A 26,148-nucleotide genomic window follows, 5' to 3' on the forward strand; every position below is an offset into this window, starting at 1 on the left:
TCCGATACTCCTCAGCTATTTTTAATCATAAATTCGTCGATAAGGTCGATACGATCTATTGATAAGGCTTATTTTCAAGTCGTTACTATTCCTATAATTAAGTGAGAGTTTGATGGAATCAAAAACCATTGGAGCCATATTAATCATTACTGGTACTTGCGTCGGTGCTGGGATTTTGGCTCTACCACTATCAACAGCTGGGTTAGGGTTCGTACCTACCGTTATTTCGTTAGGTGTTACCTGGATCATTTCAATTATCACGGCATTGCTACTCGTAGAGGTGCTTGCTGAGTTAAAGCTGAAAAATATTAACTTCGATACCATGTGCAGCAAGACACTCGGACGTGTTGGCCAAGTGATTTGTATGGTTGCTTACCTGATTCTGTTGTATGCAGTATCTTCGGCTTACCTGAGTGGTGGTACGTCCATGCTAAGTGCGTTGCTCGCACAGGGTGGGATCACGCTTCCTTATTGGGTATCCAGTTTATTGTTTGCAATCGTATTGGGTTCAGTTGTATGTCTTGGCCATCGCGCAGTAGATTTAACCAACCGAAGCCTATTGTCGATAAAAGGCCTTAGTTTTTTTGCTCTTGTAGTGATAGTGATGCCTGATGTGTCTCATGCAAATCTATTCCAATTTAAACATGCTCTGCCTTATTTTTGGGGCGCAGTACCAGTATTGTTCTTTGCTTTTGGTTTCCAGCTGATTGTTCCAAGTATGTATAACTATTTAGAGCAAGATATCAAACAGCTTAGAATTGCGATTGTGCTCGGTAGTTTAATTCCATTTTTGCTATACAGCTTATGGCTCGCCGTGACATTGGGCATTTTGCCTCGCTTTGGTACGACCAGCTATTCAAGTTTCCTGCATAGCCACAGTAGTGGTGACGTAGGCGCACTATTTACCATGCTTGGGTCTCAAGGCACGTTACGTTGGAGTCACAAGGTTATGGATATTTTCACCAACGTAGCAGTAACGACGTCTTTCTTGACGGTTACTATGGCGTTAAAAGATTACCTTTGTGATATTTTTAACCTCGATAGCCAAACAAAAAGTGGTAATGGTAAAGGCGCTCTCTTAACTTACCTTCCTCCTCTGGCATTGGTTCTGTTTGCGCCAACATTATTCCAAGTTGCTCTGGACTATGCCGCTGCGAGTCTAGCTGTCGTACTTGTTTTCTTACCTGTTGCGATGGCCGTAGCCATTAGACGCCAACAGAAGAAGGAGAAAACAACGAGCACGTTTAAGGTCGGTGGTGGCGTGCCGCTTCTCGCAATCTTAGTTATTTTCGGAATTGTATTGCTTGTCTTAAGTTTTATGGCTAGCTGGAATATGCTGCCAGTACTACACTAAGGCCAGTAGGAGCTATCTCGTTTGCATCGAGACTTAGCGCGGCCACCTATCATAGGTGGCCGTTTTTACATTAAAATTAATACCTTATCAGTATCTGTAAATTTATATAACATACTCGTCGATTAATACTGATTATTTCTTTCACTGTTGTTAGGTAATCTGCAGCGTATGGAGATAAATTTGGTTAGAAGGTAATGACGAATTGGATGTAGCAGGTGTTGAATGCACCACTTTTGAATCCCTACTTTGCATTTCAACAGATACGCGCTTTCGATTTGATTTGTTCCAGTCTGCCGCTTACCAATCGTATTAGTTAGGAGGTTGTATGGCTTACGGCGCCGCAATTGAATCACTCTTTGATAGCCGCTTCCATAAGAAAGTATTCCGGGTAACGCTAACCGTTCTGCCTTGCTTTATATACTACTGGTTTACTGGAGATTCCATGGCCATTGAATTTGCGTTGGCCAGTTTCTCTCTTTATTACGTATTGAGGACTTTTCGCTGGGGATTTTCCGCTATTGTATTACACCAAATTGTAGTGGTGTTCGGAATTGCCCTGTTACTTAGCGCTCAGAAAAATTTCTGGCTATTTATCATTGTTTGTACCTTTTGGGGCGCCGCATGTATGGGATTGAGCGTACTCGGCAAGGAGTATCGAACGTTAGGAAGCTTTATTCTTATTCCATCGCTATACCTCTCTTTAGCCTTAGGAGAACATGCTGGTTTTAGCAGTGTATACCAAGATAAGCTCGACTTACTGCTTTGGTCTTCTGTCGCCCTTATTGGACCAGCGATTGTTCATTTTCTAGCGTGTGGTTTTGATGAAAAGCATCAAACCTATTGGAAATGGCATACTCATATTAAGCCAAGTTTGAACGGTGAAGTGGCCTGGACGGTTTTGTCTATTGCCTTTGCGTTATTCGTCACGACATGGATTGTTGAGTATTACAAACTTCCAGAGGCTAAATGGGTAATTTGGTCTTCGGTGGCCGTTATCACCGGAGAGTTTGGTAGCATGCACCGTAAACTCGTTCATCGTGTCGGTGGAGCCGCATTTGGGCTAGTTGCCGCTTTTATCATTGTCCTTGTCGTCCCTATTCCTTCGGTATTTTATGATTTTGTTGGGGTTTTAATAATCGCTACGTTATGTATCCCTAAATATCCAGTGGCGTATGGTTTGCGTTCGATGCTCGTTGCCATTGCTGCTGGTGGCCTCGCGCAAAGTGTATTGGTTGGGGAGCACCGTCTATTTAACGTGTTTGTTGGGGATGTTGTTGGGGTAGTTTGCGCATACGTTGTGTCATATATTTCACTTTCCTACCACAGATTATTTGACACTAGTGTAAACGGCTGAATGATGGCAAACCGAAATCGAGAGGCATATCTTAAGTTACTGAAGTGTAACAAAAGTTTCACTAGTCAGTAATAGTATTCAATACTCTTATTCTATAAGTTGTCGGGAAAATATTGGAAAGATAGATATATGGAGATAACGTATGCCAACCAGTGGAAACTTAAGCTTGTCCCCAAAAGAAGCTTGGAATAATTTTACTCATCCGGGCATTGAAATGAGTACGCCGAATGAAATTAAAATTTATGCGGCGCAAAAAATGGAAGCGATTATGGGATCGAAGACGTCATTGATCAGCGGAAATTATTTCAGTACTAACTTGGGTGTGACTAATAAGATATATGCAATGGAATATGGCCAGTGGTATCCCGGGTACAAAATCGATGTGGATGGTATTTCAAAAAAGTGGTCTTTTTTAAATGCTCACTATGCCGCGTATAAACAAAAAACTTATCTGAATCAGCTGCAAGCCGTTCAAAGTGACTATAACGTTGCAGTGCAGCATATGCATGCGTGTGAGAATAGACTATACGCTGCTCAGAATGATTTTGGCTGTACAAATGCTCGAACTTATATGAACAACATTGATACTGCGATGAATCAGCTTGCGTTGGCGAAAAATAATGTAGATGTGAAAAAAGCCCAAGCTCTTACAGAGCAGGGCGATATTGTAGCCAAAGTATCAAAAGGAAATATAGAAGAGGCAAAAGCAAGATTGATAGCAGGTGATATACAGATTCAAAATAATAAACTGTTTATGGTCTGATACCGCTTAAATTAGATAGGACATCAACTGATATTGAGCTTAAATTGTGATGAATACCCACCATCTAACTTAATATCTTGTCCGGTCATAAAGTTGTTGCTGATTAGCATCTGAACTACGGAGATAACATCGTTTGTCTCTCCACAATCTTCAGTTAAGTAGCTGTTTGAATAATTGGGTAATTTCCCATGATATTTCCCTTGAATCATGGGTGTATCAATTGTTGCTGGTGAAATAGAATTGACTTGAAGGTCTGGCGCATTTTCTACAGCGATGACTTTGGTTAAATTTACGATTGCGGCTTTCGCTGCGCTGTATGCGGCCATATTGGTGCAGCCATAATGCGCTGTTATGCTGGCGATATTAATGATTTTTCGCTTTTTGTGGGTCGCTGTATTGCACAATGCGAGTTCACACTGGATAGCATTGAAGAAAGGGTAAAAGTTGTCGTTGAACGCTTCCATGTAGCCATCGAGTTCAAACTGATCAAAACGCTGTCGCATACTGCTTACACCCGCGCAGTTAACCGCAATATCGAAGTCGTCAATTTCTTTGAATATGTTTTGGGTTGCGCCTTGATTCCTTAAGTCGACTTGAAATTGTTTACATTGTAAATCGTCGATCTCTGGAATGGGGCATCTATCAAGACCGATGACTTGATACCCGAGCCCAATTAAGTGTGTCAGTGCGTGTTTTCCAATACCGCTAGCGCTTCCTGTGACTATTGCTTTCATTTATTTTCTCTATACTCTCGGGCTAATTTTCTGTATACGACTGTTCCATCTAATTCACCGTTAGGTAGGCGACGCGTATGCTCTAGCAATGCTTCAAATATAAATCCGCACCTTTTTGCTACCGCAATGCTTTTGCTATTGGATTCTACAGCTTTAATTTGGACTCGTTGTGCACCTAATTCGGTAAATGCATAGGATTCAACAAGTTTTACGGCTTCAGATACGTACCCTTTGCCGACTTCAGAGGTTCTTAGCCAATAACCAATTTCAAAATGAGGTATGGATTTATCATGAATGATCAGTCCAGTCATCCCCAAAAATCGTCCAGTATTTTTATCGAAGATGGCCATTCTTAACTCTTCACTGAAGTGTTCAAAGTTTTCTATAGCCTCTTGCATGTTGTCGATGGTGCTTTGTTCAGTTAAAGCAAATTCTACCCATGGAAGGTAGTTCGCCAATTCCTTTTGTGATTCGAGCACAGCGTCGAGAACCAATGGGCAAAATGCAAGAGAAGGTTTGTGCAACTCAACCCTTGAGCCAACAGCGAGTTTCGTCATGTATTTACCTAATTAATAACAGGGTGTGTAACTGTTTCATATAGATAAAATCGGTTCAAGAAAATTTATAACCTTTTCTATCCAGTTATTTAACCTAATAAGAGTGATTCTTAAAAGGTCAAATAACTAACCAAGCTTGAGCAAAAACATAGCGACATTACACTGTGCTAATCAATGTGAACGGTGATGGAGTCTTGTTTTGCACACCTAAATATCATCTCTATATCTTCTGGTAATACGCGACTGATAGAAAGGTTAGGTAAAGAGTTGATATCAAAAAACTTAGATTCAGAAATCTCCATTGTCGCTTTAGGCTCTCCCGACACATAGCGGCAGATAAAGAAAAGTTTATAAATATGAAAAGGGTAGTCAGGCTTATAGGCGTGCAACGCTCTGTCTTTAATGGCAACTAACTTTGGCGAATCGACGATAATACTGGACTCTTCATAAACCTCTCGAATAACGCCTTGTGTCGGTGGTTCACATACGTCTGCCCAACCGCCAGGCATGCTCCATCCACCATCTTCAATTTCTTTCACAAGCAATATCTTATTGTCTTTGATGATTCCTGCGCGCAAGTCCACTTTAGGTGTTGGGTACCCGCTTTCTGGAATAAACAACTTTTGGATTTTCTCTACGGGCTCGCCACTTAAACGTGAAAACATTTCGCTGGATATGTTTGCCAGTTGATCAAATCGCTCTAAATCAAACTTGTCTTTGCTGTAGGCTTGCCCTGCTTGAGAGATTGCCTGTATTTGCTTTGCCCAGTCTAGCCAAGGTGACATTTCATTCATGGTGAATTCTCACTTGTAAGGTTTTTAACGAATCCGTGAGCCTTATAAACTAGCAAAATATAACAGTATATAAATGCGATAACTTTCAACTAATTGCAAAAAGTTACCCAAGTGCTGCATCAACACTTGGGTAGAGTTACTCAGGATACTGAGTTCATTTTTTCAATTAGACCCTTGCCTTAGCTTGGTTCGCAATAACCTGAATATCTAATTCCTGATAAAAGGGCCATGTCTCGGTTCCACGTCGCTAAATCTTTCTTGTTAAACTCATTCAGTGAGTGATGTCCGCAAGCTCTAGCCATAACTTGCATCAGCTCTACAGAAGCTTCAAAGAAATTTTTAAGTTGAGTTGCCGACTTATCAACATTCAGCTTTTGGCGCAGGTCGGCTTTTTGTGTGGCAATACCCGCTGGACAGTTATTCGTGTTGCACATTCTAGCAGCGACACAGCCAATTGCTTGCATAGCACTGTTTGATACAGCAATACCATCAGCACCGAGTGCCATCGCCTTAACAAAATCAATGGGGACTCGAAGTCCTCCAGTAATAATGAGAGTAACTTTGCCGCTTGCCCCTTTCTCGTCGAGATAACGTCTAGCTCTGGCTAGTGCAGGAATGGTAGGGACACTTATGTGATCGCGGAATATTTCTGGTGCTGCTCCGGTACCTCCACCTCGGCCATCCAAAATAATGTAGTCGGCGCTGGCATCCAGAGCGAATTGAATGTCATCTTCGATGTGGTTTGCGCTAAGCTTAAAACCAATTGGGATACCGCCAGAGACTTCTCTAACTCTATCCGCAAATCGTTTGAAATCGCTAACACTATGGAGATCAGAAAATGTCGGCGGTGAAACTGCGGCTTCTCCTTCAGCAATATTGCGAACTTGTGAGATTTTACCCACGTTTTTGTTTCCGGGAAGATGGCCTCCAGTGCCTGTTTTTGCGCCTTGACCACCTTTGAAGTGAAATGCTTGTACATTTTTTAGAAGCGATTCATTGTAGCCAAATTTTGCGCTGGCTAACTCATAGAAATACCGGGAGTTTGCTGCTTGTTCTTCCGGTAGCATTCCCCCTTCTCCAGAGCAGATGCCGGTTCCTGCTAGCTCAGCTCCTTTAGCAAGGGAAGTCTTGGCTTCTTCAGAAAGCGCGCCGAAGCTCATGTCGGAAACGAACAAAGGGATGTTGAGCTTGAGTGGTTTGTCTGCGTTTGGACCGATAATGAGCTCAGTATTGACGCCGACATTTTCCATCAGCGGCTTTTGCGCCATTTGTGCGACCATGACTTGTATATCATCCCATTGTGGCAGCATGTGGCGAGGTACACCCATGGAAGTCATTGGGCCATGATGCCCAAGTTTTGATAGACCTTCTCTTGCGAGCTGGTGAATCAGTTCCACAGTGGGCTCTTCTTTTGTTGCTGTCGCGACAGGGATATCACCAATTTGGGCTTGAACGCCGGGTCCTTCTTGACCTACTTGTTGGCTAGAAAATTGTTTGTGTGAGCCGTCGCAAAAGGGAGGGTTTGCCGTATGTTTACATTGGCAAAGATATGCGTCACCATCATCGTCTGCCGTAAATCGCTTGGGCTTAAAGTCTGTTCCGGCATGTGAACCGTCGCAGAAAGGTTGCTTGCTAGAACGTCCACAGGCGCAAAAATAGTAGTCGTCCCCTTTGTTTAACTCTACTTTTATTGGCTTGTTGTCAAAAATAATTGGTTTGCTCATTGACCATTATCCTTATTTCCAATGTAGAAAATTCTTTATGTAGGTGTATGTGAATTCACTTTCTTAATTATATGAATGATTTGTTTCTTCAACTGTGTTTTAGCGAAGTAATGACTAAATACAGTTGTCCAATCAATTTATCATAATTTGACATTTAAATTATGAATCAAGAAGTTAGTTGTCACAAAAATAACTGAATACTGATTTTCAATATTTGAAAACAACCCATTGACCTTACCCTTGGTGGAAGCCTTACGCTAATACTCAGCCCTCAAGGTACTGGTTTAAGTTATCTAATGAGGTTAACTATTAACTTAGGAGAACAATATTATGGGTTGTTGTGGATCTAGTAAAAAACGAGCGCCTGAACAAGGTCAGAATATGAATCATGGCGTTCAAAACAAATCTAAAAATCAATTTAATTCTGATATGAGTCAAAAGCCTAAAGTAGGATTTTGGCGTAGGTTGTTTGGACATTAGATCTAAGGAGTAAGTACTATGTCTAAGGTAAATAAATTTTGGCTGACGATCGCGATTGTGTTTGTTGTTGGCGTGCCTGTTGGGGCTTACGCTTATATCGAGCAAACTCACCTACAAGCGTGTGAAAACATGATGCAACAATATATGGGGAATGGGCAGCATTCGATGATGCATCAACAAAATGCAATTAGTTCGAGTAGTCATAAATAATAGATGTGGCCCCGCATCCTATATTTTCAAAAACTTAAGAAAACTGCCGAATATTGAAGTTACCTTTGGTATTCGGTACATCTTCGAATATACCACTGACATTCCATTTATTTTGATTCAATGATGATCTTGGTATTTTCTCGGTTCTCACTTTGATATGCTGCGTTTTCTATTGAAGAATTAAATGGAATTAAACAGTATGAAAGTTGATAAAATTGCCTTTCCTTTTATTGCTATGTCCTCTCTTCTTATTTCTTCCAATTCTATAGCAGCGGCTGACACTACTTTACCTCCAAAGAACTTTGTAGAAGTCACAAAGCTTATTCCAAGCATGCAGCTTGATATGAGATATGATACTAATTACAACTTTGTGGGAAAAAAGATCGACGGTTATAACAACCCTGTTTGCCTATTGACCAAACAGGCGGTAGAAGCCCTAAAGAAAGTAGAGAACCAGCTACTGCCCATGGGGCTTACTTTGAAAGCGTATGATTGCTATCGCCCTCAAAGAGCAGTAGACGATTTTGTTCAATGGGCTAACAAAATTGAAGATACCAAAATGAAGCAGGCGTTTTATCCAAACGTAGATAAATCGCAATTATTTGCTCAAGGATATATTGATAAGCGTTCAGGGCATAGTAGAGGAAGCACAATAGATCTCACGATTGTACCTCTAAATAGCCAAGTTCCCAGCTTGGGTAATGTAAACCTTAATGAATCTTGTACTGCGTCAAAATCAGAGCGAGCCCCTGATAATAGTTTAGATTTTGGCAGTGGCTATGATTGCTTTAGCCCAATATCTCATCCTGATTATTCGCAAATCAACCCACAAGCGAAAGCCAATCGATTGCTGTTGAGAACCTTGATGGTCAGTGCTGGGTTTGTACCACTGGAGACCGAGTGGTGGCACTATACGCTGGCTTACGAGCCTTACCCGAATACGTACTTCAATTTTCCGGTAGATTATTTAAACCACTAAGTCTGAGTTTCGGTCGCTTCAGGTACAGGGAAAACTTTATCGTAAGCTAGATTAAACAAGTAGGCATAGACCACATAAAAAATGACCAGGCCAATGTCCAGCATTAATGCTTGGATAAGGCCTACTTTTAGAAACCATGCAATCATAGGGACGGTGATGAATACTAGACCACCTTCAAAACTGAGTGCGTGGAATACTCGAACTAGTGCGCTTTTTTGCACTTTGCCATAACGCTTGAGCATAAATTTGTCGAACCCTAGGTTATAAACATAATTCCATCCCGTTGCGATGATCGACAGAGCAATACCGAGCACACCTACATGCCCAGCTTCAAACCCGAAATGTTGGAAGATGGCTACAACGATGATTAGTCCAATAATTTCAAAAGCGATCGCGTGACGTATGCGATCTAATCGGGTTCTCACAGCATTTACCTAGTGCGTTAAATCTCGAGGCATTGTATACCCAGAATTAGCTGTAAGAAACATGCTCGTAATTAGTTTCACGTATCTATATTGTTAGTGTCAGCTCTATAGCCACTCTGCTTTCCAAATAAATCATCTATAAAACGATGGTAAAGATAGTGACAATCGAGTTCATTTGTAAATCATTTTCTTTTCACCTTTACCTTTGAATGTAACGCTACCGAATGTCCGCTATTTATTAACCCATCATTAACCAGATACATGCTATTCCTTCATTGTCCGACAAAAATTTGGATGATTTTTGTTCGAATCTCTAAATTCAGAGGAGGTAGAGGATGCTAAGTGTTGCTTCAAAAGATTTAATAGAAAAAATTAGATACGATAATTCAGTTGAAGGCTCTGTCGATCGATCCAAAAACGCGATGAAAAAAGTGTTGACTCAAATTAATAAGCAAAGAAACATGAGTCAGGGCTTCAAACTAGTCAATAACGCAGAGTTTAATCGCAAGCTCAGTGAGTTGAAAGACATGCTTAAAGTCAAAGGCTTTTCTAACACCGAAGAAGGTAAAATGGCTCAGCAAATGCTAGCTATATTGAGCAGTGATGCTGAGCTAGAAAAATACTTAGATCAAGATGTCGTCAAGGAGATCAAGAATAAAGATAGCCGAAATTGGTTTACTAGAAAGTTTAGTTCTAAAACGCTAGTAAATAACAAAGACCTTAGCATTCACTCACGCTCTCAATTGGCCAGTGCCAGATTGAAAAGAAAGCAATTGTTTCTTTTTTATAGAGACATCATGGAAGCTCAAATTCAGCTCAAGGTTTTTTGTAGAAAAATCATCGAAATCTTTGGTGAGCATGAAGTAAAGCTTTCCAGTCCTCCTGGCGCGCACCATGGGATAAAAAGTTTTAATGGTGCTCTTGATAAAATAACCAATAGAGATAGGGACAGCGAAGTTGGTGATTTAAAAGACTGTGCAAGGATGACGTTGGAGTTTACTTCTGTTGATACAATGCTGGAAGCCAAGCTATTGATTGCGTCAACCGACGAATTTCAGAACGTTAAGAAGTTCAAGAATAGCCTAAAAGACCGATATGGTTCAGGTACAGAACAAGATGGGTTGAAAGGGTTCAATAGTAAAGCACAGAAATCAGGCTATCAAGATATTAAATTTTTTCTACGTATGGAAAACGGAGTGATTGGTGAGCTTCAGTTAAATACGAAAGGCGCTCTTATTGCTAAAGAAAAAGAACATGTTATTTACGATATAACTCGTGTGACTAGCGACCATACAAAACCCTACACCATTAATAACCCAGATGTTGTAAAAAAAGTCCTACATCATATGGATGCAAAGTGGTTTGACTTTGTGCAAAAAAGGGTCCCTGATGCCAGAGAGCCTCTGAAACAAGTGAGGCTGATGATAGATAAAATTCCAAAGACCAATAACCCAACAATGTTGGTGATGCCAGAAGATGTAAAAGCTTTGCAGAAGGTGAGCTTAGCTTTATATGCACAAGGCAAGAATGGCACAGCCCTCATGTAGATGTAATATCCGAAGTATGCCCTAAGCTAGCCTTGAAGTTTGGGCGTTACTCGGTAGTTGGATTTTCCCCGTTTGTGTTCGGAAAAGTCACAATAAATCGCGTAAATTTTTCCAGTTCACTTTCACATGTAATCGTCCCGCCTAACGTGTTAGTGACGATGTTATAGACAATATGTAGTCCTAGTCCGCTGCCACCTTTGCCATGTTTGGTCGTGTAAAATGGTTCAAAAATATGGGGTAGGGTTTCGCTTGAAATACCCACCCCATTGTCACAGTACTCGATATGGACGGTGTCACTTGTGAGATCCGCATGAATGCCGATGACTCCTTCATCTCTTCCTTCAAAACCGTGATAGAGCGAGTTCATTAAAAGGCTAGATATAATTTGAGATAGAGCGCCGGGGTGGGTAAAAATAATCAAGTTTTCTGTACAGGATATGTTTATCTTATATTGGGTTTTACGAAACTGAGGCTGCATACTAGTGAGGATTCTTTCTAAATAATGCTTTAAGTCGAGTTGACGATATTTATTAGACTCCTGATCGACTGACATTTCTTTGAAACTTTTTATTAGTTCTGTCGCTCTATTGATATTGATTTGTATGATATCGCTACCTTCTTTGACGCTCTCGAAAAACTGCTCCAGACCAGACTCGGATAACTCGCCAGTTTGGTATCGATTAACGATGTCGTCGACTTCTTCTTTTAGAAACGAAGAGGCGGTTAGGCTAACGCCTAAAGGGGTTTTTACTTCATGGGTGATACCCGCAACTAATCCTCCTAATGACGCCATTTTTTCCGACTCTACAAGTTGGTTTTGAGTGTCTTGCAACTGCTTAAATGATTTTTCGAGTTCTTCGTTTGCTTTAACTCGATTGTCTATTTCTTCAGAAGCAATAGACAGGACTCTATTGTACTCTCGTGCAATTTGGCCTACTTCAGTGTGTGGCTCTTCATGGACTTGAGATTTAAAGTCGCCTTTTTTTTTATGATTTTCCATGGCTGATAGAAGTTCAATGACTTCAGTGTTTGCGTTGTGTTCTGAAATGTTGAGTCCTTGAATTTCGTCTTCTAGGCTCACTCGTAACGGAACCACTTTATTGATCATTTTAAGGAAGAAATATGTTGGGAAGAAGGTCCATAGAAAGCAAATGATGATACCCAAAATCTGAACCCAAGTTTGCTCTAGAGGGCTGAGACCCGTTGCTAATATTAATGGGTCTCCAAATAGGGCAACGCTTAACGTCCCCCACGCACCGCATAAACCGTGTACTGGAACAACTTTTACGACATCATCAATTTTGTAGATGTCGAGCAACTTAGTGCCCAATAAATATATGAATCCACCTAACATACCAATAATTGCCGCTTGTGCAGGTGTGACAGCATTACAAGCTGCAGTAATACTGACAAGCCCAGCTAGAGCTCCGTTGAGAATATCTAAAACATTAGGCTTTTTTTTCCGAATATAACTAAGGACTAATATCGACAGCGAACCAAAACTCGCTGAAATTAGTGTGTTGATGAGGATCAACGGTATGCTCGCGTCAAGCTTAAAAGTACTGCCTGCGTTAAAGCCAAACCAGCCAAACCAAAGAATGAGAATTCCCACTGTTGCCATGGGAATATTGTGTCCTTGGATAGCAGGTGCGCCTTTGACAAATCGCCCAATTCTAGGCCCGATTACGAGAACCGCTGCCAGTGATGCCCACCCAGCTAGAGAGTGGACAACACTGCCGCCTGCAAAATCGACAAAGCCTAACTGACTTAGCCAGCCTAAAGGTTCGCCTTCGATTGTCCCATTCCATACCCAACGACCAAAAAAAGGATAAATAATGCCAGATATAAATACAGTGACACACAAATAAGCTGAAAAGCTTGCTCGTTCGGATATCGCCCCCGACATAATCGTCGCAGCGGTGCCGCAAAATACCAGCTGAAAAATAAAAAAAGCAAGTAGGGCGGGAGAGTGTACTCCTTGAAGAAACAAGTAGTTTTGGGCAACGCCGTTGTCAAACGAGCTATACATGATGGCAAAGCCAACCATCCAAAACAGAGCCGCCGCAATGCAGAAATCACAGAAATTTTTAGCGGCTACATTTATGCTATTTTTGGACCGAACAGACCCAGCTTCAAGGAAACAGAACCCAGCTTGCATAAGGAATACGCTGCCAGCACAAAATATGACCCACATAATATTTTGCATTTCAACAAGATAAGCAATGCCTGAATCCACTCTTTCTCCTTTTGTTATCGCAAGGTCGCTTCAACACTCAGGGTTGGTTTACTGCGGCTAAGTCATGTTTCAAGGCTGACAACCTAGGGGAATATTGTCATCTAATGATAGAAGACGGATAAGATATCGGCCAAGTTCTAGACTTCATCGCATGTCGTCATTTAAAGAAGGTGTTTCATATTTGCACCGTTACGTCCGTTTTTCTTGTATTCCGTTTCTTTATTTAGCCACTTAAACTCATTGTTGTGTCGTCAAAATTGATAAAGTAGGTTTACGGAGCATTTGCTCGCTTCCTCAATTCGACGCCAAATCATAATGTTAAGAAAAAGGAGAGTAACATGTCACAGCAAGACATCGACACAATCAACTCTAAGGATATCAGTGGCGATTTTCCGTTTGAGTCAAAGTACGTCGAGGTTTTAGGCTCAAGGATCCACTATATTGATGAAGGTGAAGGCGAGCCGATCTTATTTCTTCATGGTAACCCGACTTCTTCGTATCTATGGCGCAACATTATTCCATATGTTTCTGGCTCGGGTAGAGCAATAGCGATGGATCTAGTTGGCATGGGGAAGTCAGATAAGCCAGATTTGCAATATAGATTTGTGGATCATATGAAATATTTGGACGCTTTCATCAATGAACTCAATTTAAAAAATATTACGTTGGTGGTTCACGATTGGGGTTCTGCATTGGGCTTTTCTTATGCTTCTATGAACGAAGAAAACATCAAGGCAATCGCCTTTATGGAGTCATTGGTAGCGCCATATAAATGGGATACATTGCCAACTGAAGGTGCAGAAATGATTCGCCAGATTAGGACTCCTGAACTGGGAAAAGAGCTTATATTGAATCAAAATTTCTTTGTGGAGAAATTTTTGCCAAGTGCTGTTCTGCGCACTTTGTCTAAACAGGAAATGCAAGCCTACAGTATCCCTTTTACAACATATAAAAGCCGTATACCTGTTTGGAAATGGGTCAATGAGATCCCAATCTCTTCAACACCTATCGATGTGCATATTATTGTGTCTACGTATAGTAAGTGGTTACAAACCACAGAAATTCCGAAGTTGCTGTTATCCGCGAAGCCAGGAATTATGATTCAACAACAACAGGTGGATTGGATAAAAAACAATTTTAAAAACATTACTGCGGTCGACGTTGGCCAAGGGCTTCACTTTATTCAGGAAGATTGCCCGCATGAAATTGGTCAAGCTATACACGATTGGTATGTCGCCATTGATTAAACTTGGTGTCGTTGAACGCTAGCTTTGTAGCGGTGTTGAAGGCACAGAGTGGCCTTCAACACTTGATTCAACGGTTCTCAACGCTTAGGCAATTTTGAACTTTGCAACACTGTCCCTAAGCTCGTGGATCAATTGATTGGTTTTTTCCACAAGCTCTGAGGTGCTTTGAGAACTATTCAGTACTCCTTCATTTGAATCACGAATTGAGGTTAGGTTTTGGTTTACGTCTTCTGCTGTGACCGATTGTTCTTCACTTGCCGTTGCTATGTGTGTACTTACTTCGCTTACATCAACCATTAGTTTTGTTAGGCTGTCAAACGATGAACCCATCTCTTGGGCGAGTTGCAGAGTTGCATTGGAGTCATTAAAACTTTTTTCAATTGAATCGACAGAAGAGTCTGCGCTATTTTTCAAATTCTCCATTAAGGATTCAATCTGACTTGTGGATTCTTGGCTTCGTTGAGCGAGCGCTCTGACTTCATCAGCAACGACAGCAAACCCTCGGCCTTGTTCTCCAGCTCTTGCGGCTTCAATAGAAGCATTTAGAGCGAGTAAATTGGTCTGCTCTGCTATTTCATTGATAGTATTAACAAAGCTAGATATGGCTTCAGAGTTGCCTTTTAGCTCGTTAATGACCTCTTTTGACGACAACATATTCTCGACCAAACCTTCCGCTGCTTCGACGTTTTGCGAGACTATGGCTCTACCAGTATTAATTTGCTCTTCAGCAAGGTTGACCGTATCGCTCGCATTAGATGTGCTGGCCGCCACTTCTGTAATGGCAGAAGCCATCTCTGTCATTGCTGTAGCGACTTGATCTGTACGTTGGAATTGTTCATCGACAATGGTTGAGTTTTGCTTGGATAAGCGGGAGACCTCGTTCATAGAAGACTCGATGTGCTGAGTATTGTTTAGGATGATGGCAATTGACTGGCTTAAGTTCTGCGACATGGTAGTCATTGCCTGATATAACTCGCCAATTTCGTCTTTATTATCTGGTATCGATAGACTTTGGTTGGAGAAATCTCCTTGGGCCATTTCGTTTGCTAAATGTTTTGCCTCTTTTAGCCTAGAGGTGATAAACCCGCTAACCATCCAGCCAATACCCAACCCTAAAACAATCGAAATACAAGAAATAATGATCATTGTACTGAGAGCGGATTTTTCTTCAGATTCAGTAAACAGCACAGTCTCTTCAGTGATTTTTTCTAATTGCTTTAAGAAGTCTTTAAGGTGATCGTTGACCTGAGTTTGCTCCTCTTCCAACTTGTCGACTCCGGAGCTAACGTCAGCGCCGGAAGCCAGTTGCGAAAGAATAGCGAAGCCATGTTCTTCATAGGTTTTGTGTTCAGCAATAAGGCCGTCGAGCTTCGACAATAAAATTAACTCTTTTGCTTTTAATTCTTCGGTAAATGCATGGGAAATAGCGGCTTCCAGCAATACTTTCGCTTCGACGAACTCGTTGTCAACGTCTTCACTGAGCTGGTGGAATTTCTTATCAATTTTCTTTATTTCTTCTGCAGAGCTTAGGCGAAGAGCCTTTTCGATGAGAATTGCAGCTTCTAGCTGCTTTATGGTGATGTCACTGACTAATTGAACCAGTGGGATGTTTTCACCAGCGATACCTTCTAGCTCACTACCAATGACACTCATTTTGTATGAACTGAACGCTGAAGTAATTATTAAAAGTAGCAATAATACAGACACTAACCCTAGTATTTTTACTCTGATTGGGAGATCTTTAAACCATTCCATAGTTTCTGCCTCTAGACATCGGGTATCTAAAACTTTAGGCAAAAATCGCTATTGTGACCAGACGAGAATTCGGGCATCAAAACGATAATAAATAACTTTATCCAGACTATGTGATGCTTGTTTCATATTTTATTGTTTTGCCATCTATAAAGTTATTCATCCAATGAACTGAACTGGGTTTATTTACACGTCAACGACAGGACTGAAAAAAAGCTCTAAACGAAAATGAGAGTCGCTGTTGTTCTTTATAAATTGATTGAATATAAATTTCCTCAATGAATAAATTGATGTAAATATTTCAAAATATTTCAAAAAGTAACATTGCAGAATTAGTCGAGTCTCAAAGCTATTGTGCTGAATTTCTTAATTAACTCATTGTTAATATTGATTAAAGATGATTCACGGCTCCACTGTGAATGTGTTTTTTACTTTAATTAGGCGTCATGAAAAAGTCATAAATCTTCCACAATTCAAAACTATGCTGGCGAGCATTCATTGGCAGCCGCAATGGTTGTCATTTTATCTGGAAGTAAACAGCTAGGACCTATTATGACTAGGAAATTTAAGCCGACGCTCGTAGCGGCCTCTCTTGCCTTTTCCTTTATTACATTGGCAGGTGGGTGCTCTTATTTACAAGCGGACTCAAACAACGATCATACTCAAGGTACAAAAACTGAGCAAACCACAACAGCCAACACGTCGTCTCAAGACAAAACGAAAACTCCAATTGAGCACGTCGTCGTCATTTTTGATGAGAATATTTCGTTTGACCACTACTTCGGCACGTACCCTCACGCCACAAATCCAAAAGGTGAGCCGGCGTTCCACGCAAAACCTGATACTCCGCCTGTCAATGGTTTAACTCCAGAGTTATTGACTCATAACCCAAACCGTATCAATCCATTTTTGCTGAAGCGAGACAAAGAGCCTTGCGACCAAGATCATGAGTATGAAGCGGAGCAAGAAGCATACAATGGTGGCTTGGTGAACCAATTCGTCAGTGCAACTGGGAACAAGAGCTCCAAAGAATGTCAACATGAAGTGATGGGTTACTATGACGGAAATACTGTCACGGCTCTCTGGAACTACGCTCAGCACTATTCGCTAAATGATAACTCTTATGGAACAATCTTTGGTCCGTCTACCCCTGGTGCGCTCAACCTAATTGCGGGTACGACAGGTAAAGCCTTCCCAACGGATGCACCAGATATTGTCAATGGAAATCTTGTTGGCGACGTTGATCCGCGTTTTGATGATTGTTCTTATAAGAATCCAGCTCAAGCGAAAGCTGGAGAAGAAGATCCAGCAAAAGATGGCGGACTCGTATACATTAAGGGCAAAAATATTGGTAACTTGCTCAATGAAAAAGGAGTGACTTGGGGCTGGTTTGAGGGGGGATTTGACCCATCGAGCCGAACTAAGTCCGGCATTGCTCGCTGTGATACTGTCAGCACCAACGTGTTCGGTGGACAGAAAAAGGATTATATTCCTCACCACGAACCGTTCCAATATTATAAGTCAACGTCTAACCCTCATCACTTAGCGCCTAGCAGTACAGCGATGGTGGGCAAGACTGACAGAGCGAACCATCAATACAGCTTGAAGACTTTCTGGAAGGCAGCCGAAAGCGGTCATATGCCAGCAGTTAGCTTCCTAAAACCAAAAGGGGTTGAAGACGCGCACGCAGGATATTCAAATCCATTGGATGAACAGAAATTCCTAGTACGTACCATTAACCGCCTACAAAAACTGCCGAGCTGGAAACATACTGCGGTTATCATTGCGTATGATGACTCGGATGGTTACTACGATCATGTTATGCCGCCGAAGAACCACTTCGCGAATGAACAAGGTCGTGCTGGATATGGGCCTCGTCTACCACTGTTAGTGATTTCCCCATACGCTAAGCAAAACTACGTTGATCATACCTTGACCAACCAGGCTTCAATTATTCGCTTCATAGAGAATAACTGGCAGCTAGGACATATCAAACACTCTATGGACAAGCATTCTGGAACGTTAGATAACATGTTTAACTTCCACAAAAAGCACCTAGATCCAAAAGTGTTCCTAAACCCTACAACGGGTGAAGTTGTTTCTTAACCATTGATTGCCGCAGTGATGTCACTGCGGCATTTTCATACCCAAGCCATCTTGGTCATTGCTTATATGGGGGAAAGATAGTTTGGGTATGGGCGTTCGACGAGTCAGAATCATGAGTTATTCAATTCCAAAATCGAAATATCAGCCGATGTTAGAAAAAGCCTTTTTGAGGCTGAGAAGGCTGATTCCATTCCTACAAGCGTTTATGTTAATTGCTTTAGGCGCACTGCTGATTATTCCTCTATTTGGCTCTTATCCAAAATTTCATTGGCAAACACCGTTTAATAATGGGCAGCTTTTCAGTGAATGGATATTGTGGGGGCTCTGGTACCCCGGAACCTTACTTTCAGTTTTGTTGGTGGGGCGTTTTTGGTGCGGAATATTATGTCCCCTAGGTGCACTGAGTGAGTGGGCAAGTAAAATGGGTGCACGCTTTAATCCTCCTAGGTGGATAAAGCACCCCATTGCACCAGCTGTCAGTTTTTTGATAGTGACCGTTTGGGCACAAACCTTAGATGTTCGAGATGATCTGCGTACCGCATTGCTTCTGTTTGCCATTATCTTCGTACTTGCGGTTGCATGTGGCCTATTGTTTGGCTCTTCTGGTGGTGTGTCGCGCAGAGTTTGGTGTCGTCATTTGTGTCCAATTGGTTCGGTTCTAGGTGTGTTCTCTCGTTTAGGGATCATGAGCCTAGAATCAGCGACAAAAACACAAGGAACTGAAGGGTACCGAGATCAAGGGCTTTGTCCTACCAGTATCGAACTGAGAAGTAAGAAAACGGCGCGGCATTGTATTAAATGTGCTCGATGTATTAAGCCCAACTCTCGGGGCGGTTTAAAACTTGAGTTGAGGCAGCCTGCGAAAGAAATAGAGCAGATCAGCCATCATGCTCCATGTAGTTCAGAGCTTGCGTTTATCTGGTTTGCTCCGGGACTTGCCATTTCTGGGTTTATTTGGAGCTCTACACCTATTTATACGCAGTTTAGGCAATGGATTGGTGAGTGGGCTATGAACCATCAATGGATGGGACTCTTTACACAAGGCCCTTCTTGGTTGATGAATCAAAACTCATTTATTGAACAACATTATTTGTGGCTCGATTTTTTATCCATTTCGCTATTTATGCTTTTGTTCGCTTCGATCATGGCCTTTATTCTTAGCGGTTTGTCCCTGCTTGGCGCGAGCATTCTCAAAGCCGAGAGTAAACAGTCATATAGTCAACGTTTGACTTTATTTGGATATCAATTTGCGCCCTTGGCTATGCTGTGCATTTTACTGGGCTTAGGTAGCACGCTATTTGGTTCGCTTCAACAATGGATAGGCCATGACTTAGTGGTGGATATTGAGCTCGTTTTTGTTGTGTTCGCACTGGCGTTTAACTTGCTCATTGGAGCTAGGTGGGTAGCTCGCAACCACAGTACTCTACCGCGTCGTATGGCAAGTGGAGCCGTGATTACGGCTGGATGTTTTGTCATATCTACAGTGACATTGTGGAGTATCTTTCCAACCTTTAACTTGTTTTAAAGGCCAATAAACTTCGGAGAATTATGTGAAGAGTCGGTTTTATTTCCTTATTGTGATTCCTATTTTCTTGTGGAGCGGTTTCGTATTCGCTCAGGCTGCAACTTTTGGCTCAAAAGATTTTGCAGGTATGCACCTTTCCAACGGTATCGATATTCAGGGTGAAAATTATATTCTGTATAGCCGAATGAATGCCAATGCGATGAACCCAAATGGATTCATTACCAATGACTTTATACCGTATTGTGTGATCACCTATAAAGTCAGTAAAGCAGGCAGCAAATGGCAGACAAAACTTCGCTCGCCAATGCGCCTAACAGCAAAAGGGCCGGAGTATGGCATCGCAGTCAAACTTGATGGTCCAGGCAAATACCATTGGGAAATAGACTATCAATCGCCTTATTACGGCGGATTCTATCGGCACACGGATAAAGCAACAGGTGTGGCGCCTTGGTGGAAGGCGTTCTCTCAAAATTACACCTTCTCAATCGCCAAAAATGGTTCAGCGACAGAGGTAAAGTCATGAAACGGTTGATTACAGTGTTTGCTCTTTTCCTCGTAAGCAATATGGCGGTGGCAATGAATGTGGTGTTTGGCCCTGATATTGGTATTAACGGTATGAAAGTAGGGGCAAGTTACATTCAAGGTGTCACGATGTCGCCAAAAGTGAAAGGGATGACCAAACATCCGGATATTCACCTAGAAACTGATGTTCATGCCTTACCCGGCAACCCACAGGGCTTTCCGCCAACAGCTTGGATTGCAGGGCTTAAAATTCACTATATTGTCACCAAGCAAGGAAGTGACTGGAAACAACAAGGGTATTATTTGCCGATGGTTGCTCAAGGTGGTCCTCACTACGGGGTAAACCTTAAGCTTGATGGTCCCGGTCAATATTTTGTGACCAACTTTTACCAGCCGCCGACTGCAAATGGGTATTTTGAAACCGCGAAAGCAGGGACTGGCGTATACCCATGGTGGAAGCCATTTACACGACACTATTCTTTCGATTTCTTTGGAGCAGGAAAACATGGCGGTTATTAAAAATTTAGCGATTACATTTGGCTTACTGGCGGTATCGAGTGCTGGGATCGCCAAATCAGTGACTGCTCCTAAGCCCCGAACTCCAATAAAACATCTGGTGGTGTTAATACTACAAGATCAAAGTTTTGATCGTTATTTTGGTATTTACCCACATGCTAAGAACCAAGTTGGTGAGAACCCATTCCATGCGGCATCAAAAACCCCTTCTGTTAACGGATATACGACATATCTATTGGCGCACAACCCAAATTTAAGTAATCCGTATCGGATGGCACCTCAAGAGCCTACATGTGATAACGGGCATGGTGTGTATGCGGAAAAGCGATCATACAATAATGGCCGAAACAACATGTTTATCTGGAAAGATTACGATATTTCTAGCGGGATTAATGATGACGGATGCTTTCCACAATCTGTACTGGGTTATTATGATGGCAACTCAGTCACCGCACTTTGGAATTATGCGCAGCATTATGCGATGGCCGATAACCTTTATGCTTCAAATTACACTACAGAAGCTGGAGGAATGATCGATCTTATCGCGGGCACCAATAAAGGCGTAGTGCCAAAAATGTCTCCGGGGGTGAGCTTTAGAGACTCTTTGATTCAAGATAATCCACCACTTTATGATGATGCAAGTAAGGGGCGTTTCAAGGTTAGCTTTACCCGAAAAAATATCGGTGATTTACTCAATCAGCACGGTGTGACTTGGGGCTATTTTGCTGGTGGCTTTTCTCCCTCAACAGCAGTTTCTGGCAAGGCTAAATTCAATTCTCGTTCATTGAACTCGCAGGGTTCTTTGATAGAAAATTATCAGCCAGTGAGTGAGCCTTTTCAGTACTTTGCTGCAACGGCCAACCCACATCATTTGGCACCATCTTCCAGTTCTAAAGTCGGACGTTCTGATCGAGCCCATCATCAATACGATATTCATTATTTCTGGGAAGTGCTGAAAGATGGCCACTTACCTTCTGTAAGCTTTGTTTCCCCGATAACGGGTCAAAGTGGCCGAGTGGGAGTGTCGTCACCGAAAGATGAACAATATTTTGTCGCTAGTACAATCAATAAAATCATGAAGTCACCGCAATGGAAATCAACAGCGGTAATGATTGTATGGAGTTATAACGATGGTTGGTACGATCACGTAACACCGCCAAATAAACCAAAAGAGATGAACGGAATAGGCTACGGGCCGAGACTACCCTTTCTGTTGGTATCACCTTGGGCGAGGCAAAATTACGTGGATCATAAAATGCTAGACCAAGGGTCTATCTTACGTTTTATAGAACGCAATTGGCACTTGGGGCAGCTTGGCGATCATACCGCTGATCATTTTGCGCACTCTCTCCAAGGGATGTTTGATTTCAAGGCGAAACCGAATCTGAAACCGACATTGATCAACCCTAATACGGGGGAGGTTGAAAATTTGGTAGGAGAAGAGAACCCGAATTAAGTTTATAGACATTAGGGCCGCATTTATGAATTTAATGCGGCCCTAATAGTATTTCAGCTCAGGAGCTATAAATTGATCAGCTCACAATAGTTATTCGCTGTAGTACTATCATTATTGGTAACGTCACCGTTTTTATTTATCACACAGTTCGTAATAAGCAAGCCTAGGGCTTTTTGACCTAGCCCTGTTGGGTGAATAGTATCTTCAAATAAGTAGTTTTCATGAGACTGAGGAGGTACACACGTTAATGCTTTCAAGGTTGCTGGGTTCGTTTCGGTACAGGCTGGAACGGAAACGTTATCAAACGTAAGAGTCCTACTAGTATTGCCAGTCGCGATAGTTATCGAGTGATTGGCAGAGTTGATTATGTCGTCTAATAAACCAAATGAATCGATATAGTAGGCTTTGACGTCACTACCAGCGAGCCAGTTGTGCATTGTTTCGTTGTACTCTTTCGCCGCTGCAGTCAGCCACTCAGGCCAATTGTAAGCTGCACCTGCTGTAGCCAAAGGTGTTTTCCCGAGATCCGGCATATTAATGACTAAAAATGTAGGATTAACCCCGCCTCTTCTCAAGATACGTGCTCTTAAATGGGCAATACTATTAAACTCTTGAATAGCGGCCTGTTTTGCTGCATCTTTGACACTTTCTTCAGTTGAATTTTGTTGCTCTAATGCCATGAAGATATTGTTGGCACCAGCCCAGAACCCGTAAAGCTTATGTCCTCTATCATTTTGCCCGAGTTTAGAGTTTAGGTAAGTCGCAACTTGTTGTTTTACGGAGGGAGGGTTGTAGCAATAACCTGTTGGGCTAGAGTCACATTTTGAAGCGACGCCTTGGCCTTTTGTTGTTGCTCCTCCTGCCGCATAGTTTGTACCGCCTTTAACAATACGTACATAAGAATTGGTTTCGCTAGGCATTAAATTGAATGCTTGGTTGTTATACGTAATGCGATGTTTGAGTTGGGCAGCCAGATATTCAGGCCACACCCTATATCCAGGGGTCGTGTATGTAGATGCTTTCAGTTGAGCTAAATTAATTAGATTTTGATTTTGCACTCCTTGATCAGACAAGCTATCACCAAAAACAACCAGCTTGTGATACAGTGGTTTACCTTGCTGCGATATATCTGATGCTGCATAGCCACTAGCGCTCACCCCTATAGATAGTAGCCCACACAGTAGCAACGACGCTTTATTCATTTTTTATTCCTCTAGTTTCAATTTCGTTCGCAAGCTTCGGTTAAGTGTCTGTTCAGTTGTTTGCTTGACACCAAAACTTGTTGAGTTGAGAAAACCTCACTTGCATGAGCTTTTTGCTATTTGCTTAATCAAAAGAAAATGAGTCTGTTAACTATTATTTATCTAGAAAATACTTATTCATATTGAAAGCTAACGCATTGTGATTTCACCAATTACTTTGTTCAAAGCCTACAATTTCAGACTGTGATATTTAGCAAACAAATAAAACTGTCAATTGCAGAAATATACGGTATTTTATTGAGTAAATGTGTAATATACGTAGGCAAATATGGAACAAGATGACTTTTCAGGGATAGATCGGACGCTTTAAAATTTTGAGATAAATAATGAAAAAGCAGATTTCTGGGCTATTAATTTTTATTAGTTTACTTTGGTATCTATTTGCCTCTTTGGTTTCACTGCCTATCTGGCCATCAGTTGTTTTATGTTGGGTGACAGTTTTAATGGTTTGGCCAAGCTTGAATCGTACAAGTAAGATTCAGTCACTCAGTTTATTTATTATTGGCGTTGTTCTACTTGCTGTGAGTTTTGTGATGAGTGGTCATATCGATTGGTGGCAGGCGATGCACGTCAATTTACCACTGGTTATGATGTTTGCAGCGATTACGTTTTTGACAGCAAATCAATCGCCAACGAAAGAAGGTCAAGCATTACCAAAAGGAAAAAAAGGTGCGCTTTCCACATTGGCGACTTGCCACATCATTGGTGGCGTAATCAACCTTTCTATCCTCTTTATCGTAGCCGATAGGTTATCTGAGAAAACAAGAAGACTGACGCCAACCCAAGCGAGCATTATGTCTCGTGGTTTTTGTGGTGCGGCTTTATGGTCGCCCTTTTTTATGGGAGGGGCGGTAGCGCTGAACTATTCACCAGGTGCGCAAATTGGCAAATATATTTTCGCAGGATTGATTATGTTGATTCCAATGGCACTTTATACTCTTGCAGACACCGCTCGCAGTAAACATCAGGCGTTCGAAGGGTATCCATTGAATTGGGATAGTTTAATTTTACCATTATTTTTGTCGGTTGCAGTAATGATTGGCCATTACTTGTTTCCCCACCTTTCAACAATTCTACTAATCTCAATTATCGCGCCAATTGGAGCAATTTTATTTGTTCCTATAGGGAAGAAAACTCAGAAGTCCATTGAAGTTATTAAGGAGAAAATCCCAAGAATGTCGGGGCAATTTGCTCTATTTATGGCAGCAGGTGTGTTTTCTATTGGTATCGCGTCGATGTTACATCAATTTTCTGGTTTGGATAAGCTGTTACCAGAGCAATTTACTATGATGGGCTTTATAATTGTTGGGCTAACAATGACACTTGTGTCTATTTTTGGCGTTCATCCCATTATTACCATTTCACTTATCAGTCCATTTCTTCAGTATATGCAGGTAAACCCAAACGAAATGGTATTTCTGTTTGTGACATCTTGGGCGATTTCTACAGCGATAAGTCCGTTATCCAGTGTTGGGATGATGCTAACCGATCACTATAACGTACCAAAACTAAAATATATGAAGGAGCAAAGCTTATACGCAGTGCTGATGTGGGTTTTGGCTGCGTTTGTGGCAAAGGTTTATTTTCAGTCATAAAGATTCGTCATTCGCTGACTAAAAAACGATACAAGGTAATTTGGCTTACTGATAAGCTTGCATATTATTTATAAATAAAACTCATTCTATTTATGTTTGGGTGTTATTTATATTCCTTTTGTATGACTTGTTATATCCTGGTCAATATCTTAAATAGATCAAAAATAGTGAGTATCGTCTCGGTGAGCAAAAGTTTTAAACTGTAGGATAATGAGCTTTCTATGGAATTTGACTTTAATAAAGATTTTTATAAAAGTTTGATCTTTAAGCCTAGAGATATATATGGAAGTAATAAATCTAAGCAATCATATTAATTTAAATAGTAAAGCGAGTAATCTATTCCGATTATTTTTCTTTTTTATAATAATGTCTGCCGATGTGTGCGCTGAAGGTTTTTATACAACAGCAAGTGTTGGAAGAGCAAAGCAATATATCGAGTATCATGATACGAGCAACACCACAGCATCAAGCTCGTCTACTTCAGATTCCTACGGGCTAGCGATTGGCTACGAGTTGGATCGTGATGGCTCTACATCTGGCGCAATAGAGTTGGGATATCAACAATTTGCAAAAGCAAAGTTTTTTTCGGCCCAGTTTGGGGAATTGACACAGCGAACATCAGTTCTTTATTGGGATGTGTTATTCAATTACTACCTTCATTCTAAGTTTGCAGCTTTTGCTAAACTTGGTACGGGAATTACTTGGTCGAGTACTCGTTATCAAAGTCCTCCTGAGCATGTTGGTACTTATAACACTGGTTTGATAGATCCATTATTGGGTATTGGCCTACGCTATAGCCTGAATGAACACTTAGCCATTGAAGTCTCAACAACGTATTTTTTTGGCAGCTTGTTGTCAGATGATGACTCAGATATACCACATGAGTTTGATGCGAATTCCTCGGTGCCAAGTTCAATTCCAAGTTCACTAAGCTCAACAATTGGGCTGAGATATACTTTTTAAAACTACTCAGAAGTAAAGTCGCTTTTGCATATCACTTGGATACACGA

22 protein-coding genes are annotated in these 26,148 nt (G+C 41.5%); 14 read left to right on the plus strand and 8 right to left on the minus strand.

Going from position 1 to position 26,148, the window contains the following annotated elements; genetic code table 11:
- Positions 1–112: 112 nt before the first annotated feature.
- From ACM2FC_RS01490 to ACM2FC_RS01500, 3 genes are all read left to right on the plus strand, one after another.
- The gene (locus ACM2FC_RS01490; protein ID WP_498479048.1) at positions 113–1,354 is read left to right on the plus strand and encodes an amino acid permease; all 1,242 of its coding nucleotides are present in this window, start codon (positions 113–115) and stop codon (positions 1,352–1,354) included.
- 325 nt (positions 1,355–1,679) lie between these two features.
- Positions 1,680–2,708: an FUSC family protein gene (locus ACM2FC_RS01495; RefSeq protein ID WP_498479049.1), complete on the plus strand. Its 1,029-nt coding sequence runs from the start codon at positions 1,680–1,682 to the stop codon at positions 2,706–2,708.
- A 142-nt stretch (positions 2,709–2,850) separates the two neighbouring features.
- The gene (locus ACM2FC_RS01500) at positions 2,851–3,471 is read left to right on the plus strand and encodes a hypothetical protein (RefSeq protein WP_498479050.1); all 621 of its coding nucleotides are present in this window, start codon (positions 2,851–2,853) and stop codon (positions 3,469–3,471) included.
- A gap of 23 nt (positions 3,472–3,494) precedes the next feature.
- On the opposite strand, the gene ACM2FC_RS01505 is transcribed toward ACM2FC_RS01500, so the two are convergent.
- From ACM2FC_RS01505 to ACM2FC_RS01520, 4 genes are all read right to left on the minus strand, one after another.
- The gene (locus ACM2FC_RS01505) at positions 3,495–4,205 is read right to left on the minus strand and encodes an SDR family NAD(P)-dependent oxidoreductase (RefSeq protein ID WP_498479051.1); all 711 of its coding nucleotides are present in this window, start codon (positions 4,203–4,205) and stop codon (positions 3,495–3,497) included.
- Positions 4,202–4,762 carry a GNAT family N-acetyltransferase gene (locus tag ACM2FC_RS01510; RefSeq protein ID WP_498479052.1) on the minus strand — a complete coding sequence of 187 codons (561 nt, stop codon included), beginning with the start codon at positions 4,760–4,762 and terminating at the stop codon, positions 4,202–4,204. Before ACM2FC_RS01510 ends, ACM2FC_RS01505 begins: the two co-directional genes overlap by 4 nt.
- A 167-nt stretch (positions 4,763–4,929) precedes the next feature.
- Positions 4,930–5,556 (minus strand): NUDIX hydrolase, encoded by a 627-nt coding sequence (locus ACM2FC_RS01515; protein WP_498479053.1) that lies wholly within the window; start codon positions 5,554–5,556, stop codon positions 4,930–4,932.
- A gap of 179 nt (positions 5,557–5,735) precedes the next feature.
- Positions 5,736–7,280 carry a glutamate synthase-related protein gene (locus ACM2FC_RS01520; RefSeq protein ID WP_498479054.1) on the minus strand — a complete coding sequence of 515 codons (1,545 nt, stop codon included), beginning with the start codon at positions 7,278–7,280 and terminating at the stop codon, positions 5,736–5,738.
- Between the two features lie 498 nt (positions 7,281–7,778).
- Between ACM2FC_RS01520 and ACM2FC_RS01525 the strand changes: the two genes are divergently transcribed.
- Together ACM2FC_RS01525 and ACM2FC_RS01530 are read left to right on the plus strand one after the other, a co-directional pair.
- Complete coding sequence (locus ACM2FC_RS01525; protein WP_498479056.1) at positions 7,779–7,970, plus strand: hypothetical protein; 192 nt, start codon at positions 7,779–7,781, stop codon at positions 7,968–7,970.
- 199 nt (positions 7,971–8,169) lie between these two features.
- Positions 8,170–8,949, plus strand: a complete 780-nt coding sequence (locus ACM2FC_RS01530; RefSeq protein WP_498479057.1) for a M15 family metallopeptidase — start codon at positions 8,170–8,172, stop codon at positions 8,947–8,949.
- Here ACM2FC_RS01530 and ACM2FC_RS01535 read toward each other — a convergent pair.
- The gene (locus tag ACM2FC_RS01535; protein WP_498479058.1) at positions 8,946–9,374 is read right to left on the minus strand and encodes a PACE efflux transporter; all 429 of its coding nucleotides are present in this window, start codon (positions 9,372–9,374) and stop codon (positions 8,946–8,948) included. The genes ACM2FC_RS01530 and ACM2FC_RS01535 overlap by 4 nt on opposite strands.
- Before the next feature lie 335 nt (positions 9,375–9,709).
- Between ACM2FC_RS01535 and ACM2FC_RS01540 the strand changes: the two genes are divergently transcribed.
- Entirely contained in the window at positions 9,710–10,921 is a 1,212-nt protein-coding gene (locus tag ACM2FC_RS01540; RefSeq protein ID WP_498479059.1) for a hypothetical protein, read from the plus strand.
- 46 nt (positions 10,922–10,967) lie between these two features.
- Here the strand turns inward: ACM2FC_RS01540 and amt are convergent, their stop codons facing one another.
- A complete protein-coding gene (amt, locus tag ACM2FC_RS01545; protein WP_498479060.1) occupies positions 10,968–13,157 on the minus strand; it encodes an ammonium transporter in 2,190 nt (729 codons plus the stop codon).
- Positions 13,158–13,495: 338 nt separating this feature from the next.
- Here amt and ACM2FC_RS01550 point away from each other — a divergent pair, with 338 nt between their 5' ends.
- Positions 13,496–14,404 (plus strand): haloalkane dehalogenase, encoded by a 909-nt coding sequence (locus ACM2FC_RS01550; RefSeq protein WP_498479061.1) that lies wholly within the window; start codon positions 13,496–13,498, stop codon positions 14,402–14,404.
- A gap of 84 nt (positions 14,405–14,488) precedes the next feature.
- On the opposite strand, the gene ACM2FC_RS01555 is transcribed toward ACM2FC_RS01550, so the two are convergent.
- Positions 14,489–16,159 carry a methyl-accepting chemotaxis protein gene (locus ACM2FC_RS01555; RefSeq protein WP_498479062.1) on the minus strand — a complete coding sequence of 557 codons (1,671 nt, stop codon included), beginning with the start codon at positions 16,157–16,159 and terminating at the stop codon, positions 14,489–14,491.
- A 549-nt stretch (positions 16,160–16,708) separates the two neighbouring features.
- On the opposite strand from ACM2FC_RS01555, the gene ACM2FC_RS01560 reads away from it, so the two are divergent.
- The 5 genes from ACM2FC_RS01560 (at position 16,709) to ACM2FC_RS01580 (ending at position 22,281) form a co-directional block, all read left to right on the plus strand.
- A complete protein-coding gene (locus tag ACM2FC_RS01560) occupies positions 16,709–18,262 on the plus strand; it encodes an alkaline phosphatase family protein (RefSeq protein ID WP_498479064.1) in 1,554 nt (517 codons plus the stop codon).
- A 112-nt stretch (positions 18,263–18,374) separates the two neighbouring features.
- On the plus strand, positions 18,375–19,787 hold the full coding sequence (locus tag ACM2FC_RS01565; protein ID WP_498479065.1) for a 4Fe-4S binding protein: 1,413 nt from the start codon (positions 18,375–18,377) through the stop codon (positions 19,785–19,787).
- Between the two features lie 25 nt (positions 19,788–19,812).
- On the plus strand, positions 19,813–20,310 hold the full coding sequence (locus ACM2FC_RS01570) for an iron transporter (protein ID WP_498479067.1): 498 nt from the start codon (positions 19,813–19,815) through the stop codon (positions 20,308–20,310).
- Complete coding sequence (locus tag ACM2FC_RS01575) at positions 20,307–20,828, plus strand: iron transporter (RefSeq protein ID WP_498479068.1); 522 nt, start codon at positions 20,307–20,309, stop codon at positions 20,826–20,828. The genes ACM2FC_RS01570 and ACM2FC_RS01575 overlap by 4 nt, the downstream gene beginning before the upstream one ends.
- Positions 20,815–22,281 (plus strand): alkaline phosphatase family protein, encoded by a 1,467-nt coding sequence (locus ACM2FC_RS01580; protein WP_498479070.1) that lies wholly within the window; start codon positions 20,815–20,817, stop codon positions 22,279–22,281. The genes ACM2FC_RS01575 and ACM2FC_RS01580 overlap by 14 nt, the downstream gene beginning before the upstream one ends.
- A 65-nt stretch (positions 22,282–22,346) precedes the next feature.
- Here the strand turns inward: ACM2FC_RS01580 and ACM2FC_RS01585 are convergent, their stop codons facing one another.
- Positions 22,347–23,483, minus strand: coding sequence for an SGNH/GDSL hydrolase family protein (locus ACM2FC_RS01585; RefSeq protein ID WP_498479071.1), 1,137 nt, complete (start codon positions 23,481–23,483; stop codon positions 22,347–22,349).
- A gap of 386 nt (positions 23,484–23,869) precedes the next feature.
- On the opposite strand from ACM2FC_RS01585, the gene ACM2FC_RS01590 reads away from it, so the two are divergent.
- Together ACM2FC_RS01590 and ACM2FC_RS01595 are read left to right on the plus strand one after the other, a co-directional pair.
- Positions 23,870–25,138 (plus strand): hypothetical protein, encoded by a 1,269-nt coding sequence (locus ACM2FC_RS01590; RefSeq protein WP_498479072.1) that lies wholly within the window; start codon positions 23,870–23,872, stop codon positions 25,136–25,138.
- Positions 25,139–25,420: 282 nt separating this feature from the next.
- Positions 25,421–26,101 (plus strand): hypothetical protein, encoded by a 681-nt coding sequence (locus tag ACM2FC_RS01595; RefSeq protein ID WP_498479073.1) that lies wholly within the window; start codon positions 25,421–25,423, stop codon positions 26,099–26,101.
- Positions 26,102–26,148: the final 47 nt, after the last annotated feature.

The organism is Vibrio sp. A37, assembly GCF_059777565.1.

What these genes read in the sequence shown, in the direction of transcription:
- ACM2FC_RS01490 (WP_498479048.1), top strand. Translation starts at nt 113, where the DNA reads ATGGAATCAAAAACCATTGGAGCCATATTAATCATTACTGGTACTTGC.
- ACM2FC_RS01495 (WP_498479049.1), top strand. Translation starts at nt 1,680, where the DNA reads ATGGCTTACGGCGCCGCAATTGAATCACTCTTTGATAGCCGCTTCCAT.
- ACM2FC_RS01500 (WP_498479050.1), top strand. Translation starts at nt 2,851, where the DNA reads ATGCCAACCAGTGGAAACTTAAGCTTGTCCCCAAAAGAAGCTTGGAAT.
- ACM2FC_RS01505 (WP_498479051.1), bottom strand. Translation starts at nt 4,205, where the DNA reads ATGAAAGCAATAGTCACAGGAAGCGCTAGCGGTATTGGAAAACACGCA.
- ACM2FC_RS01510 (WP_498479052.1), bottom strand. Translation starts at nt 4,762, where the DNA reads ATGACGAAACTCGCTGTTGGCTCAAGGGTTGAGTTGCACAAACCTTCT.
- ACM2FC_RS01515 (WP_498479053.1), bottom strand. Translation starts at nt 5,556, where the DNA reads ATGAATGAAATGTCACCTTGGCTAGACTGGGCAAAGCAAATACAGGCA.
- ACM2FC_RS01520 (WP_498479054.1), bottom strand. Translation starts at nt 7,280, where the DNA reads ATGAGCAAACCAATTATTTTTGACAACAAGCCAATAAAAGTAGAGTTA.
- ACM2FC_RS01525 (WP_498479056.1), top strand. Translation starts at nt 7,779, where the DNA reads ATGTCTAAGGTAAATAAATTTTGGCTGACGATCGCGATTGTGTTTGTT.
- ACM2FC_RS01530 (WP_498479057.1), top strand. Translation starts at nt 8,170, where the DNA reads ATGAAAGTTGATAAAATTGCCTTTCCTTTTATTGCTATGTCCTCTCTT.
- ACM2FC_RS01540 (WP_498479059.1), top strand. Translation starts at nt 9,710, where the DNA reads ATGCTAAGTGTTGCTTCAAAAGATTTAATAGAAAAAATTAGATACGAT.
- ACM2FC_RS01550 (WP_498479061.1), top strand. Translation starts at nt 13,496, where the DNA reads ATGTCACAGCAAGACATCGACACAATCAACTCTAAGGATATCAGTGGC.
- ACM2FC_RS01555 (WP_498479062.1), bottom strand. Translation starts at nt 16,159, where the DNA reads ATGGAATGGTTTAAAGATCTCCCAATCAGAGTAAAAATACTAGGGTTA.
- ACM2FC_RS01560 (WP_498479064.1), top strand. Translation starts at nt 16,709, where the DNA reads ATGACTAGGAAATTTAAGCCGACGCTCGTAGCGGCCTCTCTTGCCTTT.
- ACM2FC_RS01565 (WP_498479065.1), top strand. Translation starts at nt 18,375, where the DNA reads ATGAGTTATTCAATTCCAAAATCGAAATATCAGCCGATGTTAGAAAAA.
- ACM2FC_RS01575 (WP_498479068.1), top strand. Translation starts at nt 20,307, where the DNA reads ATGAAACGGTTGATTACAGTGTTTGCTCTTTTCCTCGTAAGCAATATG.
- ACM2FC_RS01580 (WP_498479070.1), top strand. Translation starts at nt 20,815, where the DNA reads ATGGCGGTTATTAAAAATTTAGCGATTACATTTGGCTTACTGGCGGTA.
- ACM2FC_RS01585 (WP_498479071.1), bottom strand. Translation starts at nt 23,483, where the DNA reads ATGAATAAAGCGTCGTTGCTACTGTGTGGGCTACTATCTATAGGGGTG.
- ACM2FC_RS01590 (WP_498479072.1), top strand. Translation starts at nt 23,870, where the DNA reads ATGAAAAAGCAGATTTCTGGGCTATTAATTTTTATTAGTTTACTTTGG.
- ACM2FC_RS01595 (WP_498479073.1), top strand. Translation starts at nt 25,421, where the DNA reads ATGGAAGTAATAAATCTAAGCAATCATATTAATTTAAATAGTAAAGCG.